Origin of the sequence: Actinomadura chibensis NBRC 106107 (genome assembly GCF_001552135.1) — a bacterium.
GTDB classification, from domain to species: Bacteria; Actinomycetota; Actinomycetes; order Streptosporangiales; family Streptosporangiaceae; genus Spirillospora; species Spirillospora chibensis.
This window is the reverse complement of the sequence record NZ_BCQP01000028.1, coordinates 74,751-87,753: the sequence shown is the minus strand read 5'-3', so window position 1 is coordinate 87,753 and position 13,003 is coordinate 74,751. Positions and strand designations below refer to the sequence as shown.

The window sequence follows — 13,003 nt, the reverse complement described above, 5'->3', positions numbered from 1 at the left end:
GCTCGGCGGTGTCGCGGGACCAGAGTTCACTGCTCGTCACGGTCGGCCACTGTGCCGGGCGCGGCGGGGGTTGTCCAAGGATTTACCCGGCGGCGTCCGTCAGGCGGACGGCGGGGTCGGCGGCGCGCTCGGCCGAGAGCGGGCGGCGGGCGGCGATGAGGCGGCGGGCGTCCCGGACGTCGCGGGGGTCGTCCACGGCGAGGGCCGCGCGCAGGCGCCCTCCGCGGAACCACAGCGCCGTCCACGAGCCGGGCGGGCGCCCGCGCAGGACGAGCCGGTCCGCGCCGTCGTGGTGGCCGACGTACTGGAGGCGGTGCCCGAGCTGGTCGGACCAGAAGTAGGGCACCGGGTCGTAGGGCTCGGCACGGCCGAGCACGTTGCGGGCGGCGGTCCGGGCCGACGCCGCCGCGTGGTCCCAGTGCTCGACCCGGAGGCGTCCGCCGAAGAGGCGGGACGGCCAGCGGACGATGTCGCCCGCCACGTAGACGGGGCCCGGCCCGGTGCGCAGGGTCGCGTCCGCGTCGACGGCGCCGTCCGGGGCGAGGGGGACGCCGCTCCCCCGCAGCCAGTCCGTGTCCGGCCGGGCGCCGATGCCCGCCACGACGATGTCGGCGTCCACCCGGCCGCCGTCCGCGAGGGCGACGCCGCGGTCGTCCACGCCGGTGACGGGCGTGCTCAGGCGCAGGTCGATGCCCCGCTCGGCATACCAGGGGACGAGACGCTCCCCGACCGCCGCGGGCAGCGCCCTGGCGAGCGGGGTCGGCGCGGCGTCGATGACGGTGACCTTCCGGTCGAGGGCGGCGGCGCGGGTGGCCACCTCGTTGCCGATCCATCCAGCGCCGACGACCGCGACCGAGGCCCCGTCGCGCAGCGCCGCGCGCAGCCGCCGCGCGTCCGCGACCGTGCGCAGCGCGTGGACGGCGCGGGACGTCCCGCCGAGGCGGAGCGGCGACGACCCGGTCGCGAGGACGACGGCGTCGTAGGGGTGGACGCCCCCGGTGCTCTCGACCGCGTCCGGACGCAGCCGGACGGCGCGGCACCGCAGCCGGAGGTCGACGTCCAGGTCGGTGTCGAGCAGGTCGGTGTCGAGGGTGGTGTCGTCGGTGGTCCCGTCCAGGAGTTCCTTCGACAGCGGCGGCCGGTCGTAGGGCGGGTCCGGCTCCGCGCCGAGCACGGTGAGGCCGCCGTCGTAGCCTTCGGCGCGCAGCGTCGCGGCGGCGGTGTGCCCGGCGAGCCCGCCGCCGACGACCACGACCCGGCGGGGCCCGCGCACGCCCCGGAGACCGTCGCTCACCGGCCACTCCATTCGGTCGATCGATCAATTGAATAATCGGACGGTACCAGCCGCCCGCCCGTCCCGCCAAGCCGTCCGGCCCGCGCGGCTAACCTGCGCATATGCAGGTATTGACGTTCGATCGATTGAACGATAGAAAAAATCCACCGCGGGTGAGAGGAGAACCCCATGCCTGCTCTGGACGAGACCGTCCCAGGTGACGCCCGGCCCACGGCGGACGGCCGCCGGATCGCCACGCTCGTGGCGGCGCTGCGCGACGCGGTCGCGCACGCCCCCGACCGGACGGCGATCACGTGCGACGCCCGGACGCTGACCTACGCCCAGTACGGCCGCGCCGTGGACGCCCCCGCGGCACGGCTCGCGGCGGCGGGCGCGCGCGGCCGGACGGTCGCGATCGCCATGCCCAACTCGCCGCGGATGGCCGTGGCGATCTTCGCGGTGTGGGTCGCGGGCGGACGCGTCGCCTGCCTGAACCCCGGCTACACCCCCGCCGAGCTGAGCCCCCTCCTGCGGGGATCCGCTCCGGTGGTCGTGCTCACCGACGCCGAGGCCGCGGCGCCCGGACCGCGGGCGGCCGCCGCCGACCTCGGGCTGACGGTCCTCCCCGTCACCGACGCCGACCTGCGGCCGGACGCCCCCGCCGCCGCGCCGCTCCCCTCCCCCGCCCCCGGCGACATGGCGGCGCTGCTGTTCACCGGCGGCACCACCGGGCTGCCCAAAGGCGTCGAGTACACCCACGCGGCGCTGCTGCGGACCGTCGAGGGCGCCGAGACGTGCTGGCCGACGCGGCTGGACGGGGAGACCTGGCTCAACGTGGCGCCCATGTTCCACATCTGGGGCCTCGCGATCGGCTTCCTGCACGCGGTGTACGGGCGGGGCGGCCTGGTCATGGTGCCCCGCTTCGTCCCGGCGACCGTCGTCGAGGAGCTTGAGCGGCACCGGGTGACCGTGTTCAGCGGCGGACCCGCGGCCATCTACGGCGGTGTCCTGTCCGCCCCGGCGCTGCCGGAGGCCGACCTGTCGGCGCTGCGGCTCTGCCAGGGCGGCGGCTCGGCCATCCCCGCCGACCTGCAGAAACGCTGGCAGGCGGCGACCGGGCAGCCGATCTACGAGGCGTACGGGATGACCGAGCTGGCGCCGATCGCGTGCAACCCGCCCGGGCGGCCGCCGCGTCCCGGCTCGGTCGGGACGCCGACGCCGGGCGTCCAGGTCCAGGTCGTGGACCCGATCCGGCTCGCTCCGCTCCCGGCCGGGCAGACCGGCGAGATCCGGGTCCGGGCCCCGCACATGCTGCACCACTACCTCGGGCTGGACGGCGAGCCGATCGAGGCGCTCACCGACGGCTGGTTCCACACCGGCGACATGGGGCGGTTCGACGGCGACGGCTACCTGCACATCGTCGACCGCAAGAAGGACATGATCATCGTGGGCGGCTTCAACGTCTACCCCCGCGAGATCGACGACGTACTGCTGGCGCACCCGGCCGTGGGCGAGGCCGCCACCATCGGCGTCCCGGACGACCGCAAGGGCGAGCGCCCCGTCTCGTTCGTGTCGGCCGCGCCGGGCGGCGCGCCGCTCGACCCTGACGAGCTGGCCGAGCACTGCGCCCGGCACCTCACCGGCTACAAGCGCCCGCTGCGGATCATCGCCCTGCCGGTGATCCCCCGCACCCCGGCGAACAAGATCGACCGGATCGCGCTGCGCCGCCATCCGGCCGCCGCGCCCGGCGTGCGTCCGGCCGCGAGCTGACCGGGCCGCGCGGCCCGTCCCGACCCCTGACGGAAGTGATCGCCGATGGCGGGCGGACCCCTGAGTGAACGCGTCGCCTGGGACGGCGGCGGAACCGGAGCGGCGGGCGGGGAGCCCTTCCTGTCCCTGGTGACGGCCGCGCGGGAGGCGTGCGAGGACCGGCGGACGGCGGTCGACAAGGCCGTCGTCCTGCTGAAGTCGATCGCCGAGCACGACACCGAGCTCGGGGTGAGCGAACTCGCCCGGCGCACCCGGCTGACCAAGTCCACGACGTTCCGCCTGCTCGGCATCCTGGAGCGCAACGGGCTCGTCGAGCGGGTGGACGGCGGCTACCGGCTCAGCGCGCGGCTCTTCGACATCGGCACCCGCGTCTACGGCCCGGCGCCGGGGCTGCTGCGCGAGCGGCTCCTGCCGTACCTGGTCGACCTGTACGACATGACGCACGAGACCGTCCATCTGGCGGTGCTGCACCGCGCCGAGGTCATGTACGTCTACAAGCTGCACGGGCACCGGTCGGCGCGGGTGCCGTCGGAGATCGGCTGCCGCCGTCCCGCGTACTCGACGGGCGTCGGGAAGGCGCTGCTGGCGTTCGACCACGACGCCGCCGAGGCCGTCGCGGGCGGCGCGCTGCCCGCGCACACCCCCTACACGATCAGCGACCCGGACGCGCTGCGGCGGGAGCTGCGGCGCGTCAGGGAGCGGGGGATCGCCTTCGACCGCCAGGAGACCGTGCCCGGCCTGAGCTGCGTGGCGACGCCCGTCCTCGGGCCGGGACGGCGCCCGGTCGCGGCGCTGTCGGTCGCCGTCGCCGACCACCGCTTCGACCCGGCGCGGATCGCGCCCGCGCTGCGGCGGGTGGCGCACCAGGCCGCCCGCGCGCTGTCGGCCGCCGCCGCCAACCCCCCGCGACTGCCCTAGCCGCATCCCCCTCTTCCGCCCCTTTCCGGGGCGTGCCACATAGCGGCACGCGCGCTTTCTCTTTCCGTTCGCCCAGTTCACAGTCGTGCTTCATGACAGCCAGGCGCTCCCGGGAGGAGGGCTCGTCCAGATGTTGGAAGTCACAGACCTGACCGTGCGGTACGGCCCGCACATGACCGCCCTCGAACACTGCACGCTCGCGTGCCCGGCGTCCGCCGTGGTGGCGGTGCTGGGCAGCAACGGCGCTGGAAAGACGACGCTGATGCGGGCGATCTCCGGTGTCCTCGACCACCACGGCGGCCGGGTCGAGGCGGGCCGGATCGCCTTCCGCGGCGAGACGATCACCGGCCGGGACCCGGCCGCGATCGTCGCCTCGGGCGTCGTCCAGGTCCCCGAGGGCAGGCGGGTCTTCGCGGGCATGACCGTGGAGGAGAACCTGCGGGCCGGAGCGGTGCGCGCGGGGTCGCGGTCGGTCCGCGCCCAGGCGTACGAGCGCGTCTACACGCTGTTCCCGGTGCTGGCCGAGCGGCGCGCCCAGCGCGCGGGGCTGATGTCGGGCGGCGAGCAGCAGATGCTCGCCATCGGCCGCGGCCTCATGTCCGAGCCGGACATGCTCCTGCTGGACGAGCCGTCGCTCGGCCTCGCCCCGAAGATGGTCGCCCACATCGGACGCGTGGTCGCCGAGATCCGCGACCAGGGGACGGCCGTCCTGCTGGTCGAGCAGAACGCGGCCATGGCCCTGTCGGTCGCCGACCACGCCTACGTCGTCGAGTCCGGGACGGTGGCGCTCGACGGGCCCGCCGCGACGCTGGCGGCGTCCGACGAGGTCCGGGCCCGCTACCTCGGCGACCCGCGCGGCCCCGAACTCGCGGCGACCGGCGGCGGACGCTCGCTGAGCGTGTGGGTCCCATGAAGCTCAGCCTCCGGGACGTCTCCCTGCGCTTCGGCGGCGTCCGGGCCCTCGACGCGGTGTCCTTCGACGTCGAGCCCGGCAGCGTCCACGCGGTGATCGGGCCCAACGGCGCGGGCAAGAGCTCGTGCTTCAACGCGATCTGCGGCGTCTACCCGGTCGGCGGCTCCGTCCGGCTCGGCGACCGGGAGCTGACCGGGCTCCCGCCGCACGCGATCGCGCGGCTCGGCGTCGCCCGCGCATTCCAGAACATCGCGCTAGGCGGCGCGGACACCGTCCTCGACAACCTGATGGTCGCCCGGCACCACCTCACCCGCGCCGGGTTCGTGTCCACGGGGCTCGGGCTGCGCCGCGTCCGCCGCGAGGAGGACCGGCACCGCGCGCGGGTCACCGAGATCGCCGCGTTCACCGGGCTGGACGGCGTGCTGTCCACGCCCGTCGCCGAACTGTCCTACGGCGACCGCAAGCGGGTGGAGTTCGCCCGCGCGCTCGCGGCGGAGCCGCGGGTGCTGCTGCTGGACGAGCCCGTCGCCGGGATGACCCACCACGAGAAGGCGGCGACCGTCGCCCTGATCCGGGAGACCCGCGCGGTGCTCGGGCTGGCGGTGGTGCTCGTGGAGCACGACATGCCGCTCGTCATGGGCCTGGCCGACCGGATCACGGTGCTGGACTTCGGCCGCGTCATCGCCGACGGGCCGCCCGCGCACGTCCGGGAGCACCCGGACGTCCTCCGCGCCTACCTGGGAGCGCACTCATGAACCGGCTGGCCGAACTGCTCGCGATCGGCGTCTCGCTCGGATCGATCTACGCGCTCGTCGCCGTGGGCTTCGCGGTGATCTTCAAGGGCACGCGGGTGGTGAACTTCGCCCAGGGCTCCCTGCTGCTGCTCGGCGCCTACGTCGTCGCGGCGCTCTCCCCGCACACGGGCTTCTGGCCCGCGCTCGGGATCGGGCTCGCGGCCGGTGCGCTCGGCGGGCTCGTCCTGTACGGGCTGGTGGGGCTCGTCCCGCACGGCGACCACATGACGCTGTCGATCCTCACCATCGGCGCGGACGTGCTCCTCGCCACCGAACTGGCCCGCCGCATCGGCTCGCGGGTCATGCCGACCGGGGACCCGTGGGCGGACGGCGTCTGGCGGGTCGGCGGGCTCGTCGTCCCGCACTCGCGCACCGCCGCGCTGCTGTCGGCGCTGCTCGTGATCGGGCTGCTGTTCGCCGTGTTCAGGCGGACCACGTGGGGAGTCTCCTGGCGCTCGGCCGCGGCCGACCCCGAGGTCGCGACGCTCATGGGGATCAGGCTGCGGCGCGTGCGCGCGGCGTCCTGGCTGATCGGCGGCGCGCTCGCGACGCTCGCCGGGCTGTTCCTCGTGGCGTTCCCGAACACCGGGGTCGAGCCGCACACCGGGCTGCTGGCGCTGCGCGCCGTCCCGGCCGTGATCATCGGCGGGCTGGACTCGCCGGAGGGCGCGGTGGCGGGCGGCCTCGCGGTCGGCGCCACCGAGACGCTCGTCGCCGGATACGCCGACGAGCTGGGCTTCCTCGGCCAGGGCGCGGGCGACGTCACGCCCTACCTGCTGATGGTCCTCGTCCTGCTGTGGCGGCCGTCCGGGCTGTTCGGGAGCAGGGAGGCCGTCCGTGTCTAGGGTCGTCCGGCTCGCGGGGGCCGTCGCGGCGCTCGGCGTGCTCGCCGCCATGCCCTACTACCTCGACGCGTTCTGGCTGCAGGTCGGCGCGTTCATGATGGCGGCGGTCGTCGGCGCGATCGGGCTCACCGTCCTCGTCGGGACGGCCGGGCAGCTCTCCCTCGCGCACGCGTTCTTCCTGGCCGTCGGGGCGTACGGCTACGCCTTCCTCGCGGGCGAGCCGGGCGCCGGGTCCGCCGGGACGGCGCTGTCCGGGGCCGGGCTGCCGACGCCGGTCGCCGCGCTGCTCGCCGTCGCGCTCGCGGGCGGCGCCGGGCTCGCGTTCAGCCCGGTCGCCGGACGGCTGAGCGGCCTCTACCTCGGCGTCGCCTCGCTCGGGCTGGTGTTCCTCGGGCAGCACGTGCTGTTCAACGCGCGTCCGGTCACGGGCGGGTTCAACGGACGGTCCGTCCCGGAACTGTCGGTCCTCGGGTTCCGGCTGACCGGCGACGAACCGGAGCTCGTCCTGCTGGGCGTGCCGTTCGGGGCCAGGGAGCGGCTCTGGTACGTGGCGCTCGCGTGCGCCGTGGCCGCCTACGTCGTCGCCGGACGGATCGTGCGCGGCAGGCCGGGGCGGGCCATGCGCCTCATGCGGCAGAACCCGATCGCCGCCGCCAGCATGGGCGTGCCGCTCCGCCGGTACCGGGCGGGCGCGTTCGTGCTCTCCGCCATGTACGCCGGGCTCGCCGGGATCCTGATCGCGCTCACCGCGCGGCGCATCGTCCCGGACCACTTCGGGCTGGTGCTGTCCATCGAGTACCTCGCGATGGCCGTCATCGGCGGCCTCGGCTCGGTCCGGGGCGCGGCGGTCGGCGCGGCGTTCATCACCGGGCTGCCGCTCGTCCTGTCCCACTACGGCGACGGCCTCGGGGTCTTCGCGCGGCCCGGCGAGGACGGCGTCGACGCCGCCACCGCCGTCCGCATGCTCTACGGCGCGGCGATCGTCGCCTTCATCATCGGCTCGGCTCAGCGGGCCCGGCGGGCCCGACAGGCTCGGAAAGGAACACCCAATGCCATCACGTTCACGATGGACCGCGCTCGGCGCGCTCTGCCTGGCGGCGCTCGTCGCGGGCTGCAGCGGCAAGGCCGCTGAGGGCGGGGACGGCGCGGGCGGCGACGGGGTCCGGACGGGCCCCGGCGTCACCGCGAAGACGATCAGGCTGGGCGCGATCAGCGACCTGTCCGGCGCCGTCTTCGGGCCGCTCGGCCGCACGCAGGTCCAGGGCAACCAGCTCTACATCGACAAGGTCAACGCGGCCGGGGGGATCTGCGGGCGCAGGCTGGAACTGGTCGTCAAGGACCACGGCTACGACGTCCAGAAGGCCACCGTCGCCTTCAGCGAACTGGAACCGCGGGTGCTCGGCATCACGCACCTGCTCGGCTCGCCGATGACGGCGGCGCTGGAGCCGGAGATCAGGGCGAAGAGGCTGCTGACCGTGCCGTCCTCGTTCGCGTCCTCGCTGCTGGCGAGCGAGTACCTGGTGGTGCTCGGCAGCACCTACGACATCGACATGATCAACGGCCTGGACCACCTCGTCGCGAAGCGGAGGCTGCTCGCGAAGGGCGACACGATCGGCCACATCTACTTCGAGGGCGAGTACGGCGCCAACGCCTTCCGGGGCAGCTCGTGGGCGGCGGGACGGCTCGGCCTGACGATCAGGGGCGCGCAGATCAAGGCGACCGACGCCGACCTCACCGCCCAGGTCACGAAGCTGAAGGCCGAGGGGGCGAAGGCGATCCTGCTCAGCGCGTCCGCCCGGCAGACCGCCTCCGTCGCGGGCGTGACCCGCTCGATCGGGATGGACGTCCCCATCCTGACGCAGGCGCCCGGATTCGACCCGGCCCTGCTCGGCACGCCCGTCCGCGCCGCGCTGGAGAAGAACCTGACCGTGCTGACGTCCTACGCCCCCTACGGCGCCGACGCGCCCGGACCGAAGGAGGTGGCCGCCGCGTACAAGGCGAAGCACCCGGACGCGCCCGCCAACGCGCTGGCCGACTACGGCTACGTCTCCGCGCAGGTGATCGGCGAGGCCCTCAAGCAGGCGTGCGCCGACAAGGACCTCACCCGCGAAGGGCTGCGCGCGTCCTACCGGAAGCTGAAGGGCCTCGACACGGGCGGGCTGATGGCGCCGATGGACTTCACCGTCCCGGGCGCGCCCGCGTCGACCGAGACGTTCATCTCCAGGGTGGACGCGTCGGCCGAGGGCGGCCTCGTCGCGGAGACCGGCCTCTACCGCGCCCGGATCACCCCCGAGTACAAGGTGGGCTGACGACGGCCCGCGGCCCGGCCTCGCCCGCTCGCGGGGGCGGGGCTGGGCCGGGGCTCAGCGCGGGCAGTTCTTCCAGGCGAGGCGGTAGGTCGTCTTGACGCCGTCGGTGATGGAGTCCATGGCGATGTAGCTGACCTTCGACGGATCCGAGGTCCCCTTGTCGACTCGCAGTTCGGTGGTGAGCATGAGGACCCGGTCGTCGCCGCAGGGCCGGAAGACGACCTGGTCCGGCGGCGGCCGGTCGGTGAACGACCAGTCGTCGTCACGGGGGCCGGTCAGGGCGAGCCAGGTCTTCGCGGGCGCCGCCTGCCCCTGGAAGTAGTAGCCCACCCCCACGGCGGCGTTCGCGCCGCGCTCCAGGTAGGCGTAACCCCGGTGCTCCACCGACGAGACGGCGTAGGTGACGTCCGGCGGGGCGGTCACCCGCACGGCGACCTGGCAGGTCTTGCGGGCGTCCACGGGCGTCGACGACCCGCCCGCCTGCGCGAGGTAACCGCCGTAGAAGACGGTGAACGTGTCCCCGCCGATCTGGGCGCCCGCCGCGACGTTGTCGGTCGTGCACCCGCTGCCGTAGACGGCCACGACCTTGGCGCTCACGTTCGGCGGGCCGGGGACCGGACGCGGCCCGGCGGCGGCCGGAGCGACCGCCGCCGCGGACGCGGCCGCCGCCGCGCCCGCCACGACGGAAACGGCAATTCTCTTACGCATGCGATTCCTCTTCACTTGAAATGGTCGCCCTTATCCGGCGGGCCCCGGACTCGGGAACTGAAAAGGAGATTAACTTTCGCTCCGAGCGGCGTCAACGACAAGTGTTCAACTTCGCCATTCACAAATTTGCATGGGTCAAACAGAACAGGCGCCCGAGCGCGGGGCTCGGGCGCCTGTTCCGGACTGTGGTCAACCGGGGTCAGTCAGCGGCTTTCCGCAGTCCGCGCAGTTGCAGCCGGTTGCCGTCGAGATCCTGGAAAATCGCGAGGCTGCCCCACGGGTACTCCATCACCTCGGTCTCGAACCGGACGCCGCGCGACGTCAACTCCCGGTGCGTCCCCTCGAAATCGTCGGTGTCGATAGTGTAGGCGCCCGGGATGTGGGACTTGATCGGCTGAGCCCGTCCCGGCGTTCCCGGCCAAAGGACCAACTGGAAATCCTGGCCGGGGAGGCCGACCGTCAGGAAACGGGGGCCGTCCGGCGTGGGGTTTTCGAGTCGGCGTTCGAATCCGAGCACATTGGTGTAGAAGTCGAGCGCCTTGTCCTGGTCGCTGACGAAGACGCTCGCGTAGGCGATTGCTTCCAGCATCGTTTCCCCTCTTCGTTCGTGCCGTCACCGGTATGACCAACGGGGGCGGACGAATGTGACCGCCGCCCGGGGGCGCGTTCAGTCGAGGGCGCTCAGGTCCAGGCGGCGGAGGCGCTCGGGGTCGGCGAGGATGTCGATCGCGACGACCCGGCCGCCCCGGACGGTGAACCCGGCGACCGAGGTGGCCGCGCCGTCCTGTCGGGTGAGCGTCCCGACCGCGCCGCTGATCAGCACCATCTCGACGGCGGGCGCGAGCCGGGCGAAGGCCGTCGCCTGGCGGGCGATCGCCGCCGCGCCGCGGACCTCGCTCGTCCCGGACGCCGGGCCGAGGTCGGCCCTGAGCACCGCGTCCGGGTGGAGGACGCGGAGCAGCTCCGCGAAGTCCCCGTCGCGCGCGGCCGCCAGGAAGGCCTCGACGACCTCGCGCTGGGCCCGGGGACCGGAGTCGGGGACGGTCTCCTCCACCCGCACCCGGCGCCGCGCGCGGCTGGCGAGCTTGCGCGCCGCCTCCGGGGAGCGGTCGACGATCGGGGCGATCTCGTCGAACGGCACCGCGAACATGTCGTGCAGGACGAACGCGAGCCGCTCGGCCGGACTCAGGGTGTCGAGGACGACCAGCAGGGCCAGGCCCAGCGAGTCGGCCAGCAGCGCTTCGTGCTCAGGGTCGGCGACGCCGTCGTCCCGGTCGATCCGGTCGATGACCGGCTCTGCCGGGTGGCCTGCGTCCAGCGGCTCCTCGCGCCGGATCCGGCGCGCGTGCAGCATGTTCAGCGAGACGCGGGCGACGACCGTCGTCAGCCAGCCGCCGAGGTTCTCGATCTTCCCGGTGTCGGCGCCGCTGAGCCGGAGCCACGCCTCCTGGACGGCGTCGTCGGCCTCGGCCGTCGAGCCGAGCATCCGGTACGCCACCGCCCTGAGCCGGGCGCGCTGCGCCTCGAACCGCTCCGCCAGCCACTGATCGTCGTCCATGCGCGCGTCACATCCGTTCGTCCGGCCGTGTCACAGCACTGACCGACAGAGCGGCGCGAATGTGACCGCGCGGCGGGGGACGTCAGCCGGTCACGGGATCGGAATGGTGACGTCCGGGAGATCGGGACGGGCCTCGCGCCATTCGCCCGACAGCAGGACCGCGAGCGTGTAGATGTGCCAGATCTGGTTGGCCCAGCCCTTCGGGACGGTGGCGAAATGCTCCTTGGCCTTGCGCTCGTCGACGATGTCGAACAGTTCCGGCGGTGCGTTCAGGACCTGGTCGCGCAGAATGGCGAGGAAGTTCTCGTCATAGGACTTCCGCCAGTTGAAGCCGGAGGTCCGGCCCACCGGGAGCACCGCCGCCCGGCGCCGCCAGGCGGGCCATTCGAGCAGCCGCCGCGGCGAGTCGGCCTCGAAGCGCCACCGCTTCCCCTCCGGCGGGACCCGCGCGATCTCGGGGGCCAGCGTCTCGATCAGCCGGAACACGACCTCCTCGTCCGCCCGCCAGGCGGCGGGCAGCGCCAGCGCCTCCCGGACGACGCGGTTGTCGAAGAACGGGTGGTAAAAGGGCCCGTTCATCAGGGTGGCCGTGTGGGAGCCGACGATCCAGCGGCCCGACCGGTAGAACAGGTAGAGCAGGTCGAGCACCCCGGCGCCGTCGTTCTCGGCGCGTTCCGCCCATTCGCCGTGCAGTTCCGCCGCCCGCGCGTTGGCCTCCGGAGTGAGGAAGGCGCTGCCCGACTTGAAAATGGACTCGACCCGTTTCCGGAGCCCCGCCGGGCTCGTGTCCTTCTGGTCGTAGAGGAAACCGCCCCGCAGGGTCTCGCCGCCCGATCCGGACGTCTTCGGGGTGAGGTCGTACGGGGCCCAGTTGTTGACGCGCTCGTACGCCGACGTCATTCCCTCGCACGTGCGGATGATGTCGTAGGCCCGCAGGAACGGGTGGGCGACGTCGACGGACGCCTGGTTCTCCGCGGTGGCCGTCCGGGCGACCTTGTGCTCGATGCCGAGCCGCCGGGCGATCTCCGTCGCCAGGATGACGTCGGGATCGTCCGCGAAACCGTGGGTGGTGGCCGTCATCGGGACCTTCGCGGCACGCAGGATCGACGCCATGACGCGGCTGTCGCGGCCGCCCGACAGGGCCAGGTTGACGGGTTCGCCGTGCCTGGCGAGCGGGGCGGCGGCCTTGATCAGCGCCTCGGCGAGCCGGCCGACGCGCTCGCGGGCCGCGCGGGCGCCGGTCGGGGCGGGCAGGACCTCCGGCAGCGGCGCCGTGACGATGTCGGGGCGCCCGCCGGGCCGGACGGTGATCGTGCTGGCCGCGGGCAACGCGCGCACGCCCGCGAACGGGGTCTCGTCGTTGGTGAAGAACCCGTGCCGGACCATCGGCTGCAACGCCATGGTGTCGAGGTCGACCGGCGGCCTGACCCTGTTCGTCACCGCCGCGCGCGCCACGAGATGGACGAGCAGTGCCCGGCTGCCCGCGACGAAGACGCCGCCCGCCTCCGCGTGGTAGACGGGGCAGACCCGCGCGATCGACGTCGCCGCCTGGACCTCGCGCTCGTCCGCGCGGAACACCGAGAAGCAGCCGCCGAGCGACTCGGCCGCGTCGCCGAGCCGGTCGCAGTCGAGCAGTTTCCGCTCGTCCTCAGCGGGCTCGCCGAGATAGCCGCAGTAGCCGAGCACCCGTCCGCCGCGTTCGATCAGCGGGCGCGGGAGCAGTTCGTGCCGGGGCTCGTTCGACCAGGACAGGAGGGCGACGCTGCCGTCGGCCGAGATCCAGCGCGCGAATTCGAGATGTTCGGGCGGCACCGGAATGGAGTCGGCCGCCGCGGCCGCCGCCGCCTCAAGGACCACCTCGGGCAGCCGACTTCCAGGCGACGACGCTGTGACGGCGAGATATGAACGCACGGTA

12 protein-coding genes are annotated in these 13,003 nt (G+C 73.8%); 7 read left to right on the top strand and 5 right to left on the bottom strand.

Annotated elements, in window-relative coordinates:
* Positions 1 to 82: 82 nt before the first annotated feature.
* Positions 83 to 1,294: an NAD(P)/FAD-dependent oxidoreductase gene (locus tag ACH01S_RS16750; RefSeq protein WP_246236601.1), complete on the bottom strand. Its 1,212-nt coding sequence runs from the start codon at positions 1,292 to 1,294 to the stop codon at positions 83 to 85.
* A 168-nt stretch (positions 1,295 to 1,462) separates the two neighbouring features.
* Between ACH01S_RS16750 and ACH01S_RS16745 the strand changes: the two genes are divergently transcribed.
* The 7 genes from ACH01S_RS16745 to ACH01S_RS16715 all read left to right on the top strand — a co-directional run bounded on the left by ACH01S_RS16745 (position 1,463) and on the right by ACH01S_RS16715 (position 8,822).
* Entirely contained in the window at positions 1,463 to 3,043 is a 1,581-nt protein-coding gene (locus ACH01S_RS16745; RefSeq protein ID WP_067892155.1) for a class I adenylate-forming enzyme family protein, read from the top strand.
* Positions 3,044 to 3,088: 45 nt separating this feature from the next.
* The gene (locus ACH01S_RS16740) at positions 3,089 to 3,961 is read left to right on the top strand and encodes an IclR family transcriptional regulator (RefSeq protein ID WP_083980769.1); all 873 of its coding nucleotides are present in this window, start codon (positions 3,089 to 3,091) and stop codon (positions 3,959 to 3,961) included.
* A gap of 130 nt (positions 3,962 to 4,091) precedes the next feature.
* A complete protein-coding gene (locus ACH01S_RS16735; RefSeq protein WP_067892153.1) occupies positions 4,092 to 4,874 on the top strand; it encodes an ABC transporter ATP-binding protein in 783 nt (260 codons plus the stop codon).
* Entirely contained in the window at positions 4,871 to 5,629 is a 759-nt protein-coding gene (locus ACH01S_RS16730; RefSeq protein ID WP_067892151.1) for an ABC transporter ATP-binding protein, read from the top strand. The genes ACH01S_RS16735 and ACH01S_RS16730 overlap by 4 nt, the downstream gene beginning before the upstream one ends.
* Positions 5,626 to 6,513, top strand: a complete 888-nt coding sequence (locus ACH01S_RS16725) for a branched-chain amino acid ABC transporter permease (RefSeq protein ID WP_067892149.1) — start codon at positions 5,626 to 5,628, stop codon at positions 6,511 to 6,513. The genes ACH01S_RS16730 and ACH01S_RS16725 overlap by 4 nt, the downstream gene beginning before the upstream one ends.
* Complete coding sequence (locus ACH01S_RS16720; RefSeq protein ID WP_067892147.1) at positions 6,506 to 7,645, top strand: branched-chain amino acid ABC transporter permease; 1,140 nt, start codon at positions 6,506 to 6,508, stop codon at positions 7,643 to 7,645. The genes ACH01S_RS16725 and ACH01S_RS16720 overlap by 8 nt, the downstream gene beginning before the upstream one ends.
* Positions 7,563 to 8,822 (top strand): ABC transporter substrate-binding protein, encoded by a 1,260-nt coding sequence (locus tag ACH01S_RS16715; protein WP_067892145.1) that lies wholly within the window; start codon positions 7,563 to 7,565, stop codon positions 8,820 to 8,822. Before ACH01S_RS16720 ends, ACH01S_RS16715 begins: the two co-directional genes overlap by 83 nt.
* A gap of 54 nt (positions 8,823 to 8,876) precedes the next feature.
* Here the strand turns inward: ACH01S_RS16715 and ACH01S_RS16710 are convergent, their stop codons facing one another.
* The 4 genes from ACH01S_RS16710 to ACH01S_RS16695 all read right to left on the bottom strand — a co-directional run bounded on the left by ACH01S_RS16710 (position 8,877) and on the right by ACH01S_RS16695 (position 12,999).
* Positions 8,877 to 9,530, bottom strand: a complete 654-nt coding sequence (locus tag ACH01S_RS16710; RefSeq protein ID WP_067892143.1) for a DUF4360 domain-containing protein — start codon at positions 9,528 to 9,530, stop codon at positions 8,877 to 8,879.
* A 199-nt stretch (positions 9,531 to 9,729) separates the two neighbouring features.
* Positions 9,730 to 10,119 carry a VOC family protein gene (locus ACH01S_RS16705; RefSeq protein ID WP_067892142.1) on the bottom strand — a complete coding sequence of 130 codons (390 nt, stop codon included), beginning with the start codon at positions 10,117 to 10,119 and terminating at the stop codon, positions 9,730 to 9,732.
* Between the two features lie 78 nt (positions 10,120 to 10,197).
* Entirely contained in the window at positions 10,198 to 11,088 is an 891-nt protein-coding gene (locus ACH01S_RS16700) for a sigma-70 family RNA polymerase sigma factor (RefSeq protein WP_067892140.1), read from the bottom strand.
* Between the two features lie 90 nt (positions 11,089 to 11,178).
* The gene (locus ACH01S_RS16695) at positions 11,179 to 12,999 is read right to left on the bottom strand and encodes an asparagine synthase-related protein (RefSeq protein WP_067892137.1); all 1,821 of its coding nucleotides are present in this window, start codon (positions 12,997 to 12,999) and stop codon (positions 11,179 to 11,181) included.
* Between the last annotated feature and the right edge of the window lie 4 nt (positions 13,000 to 13,003).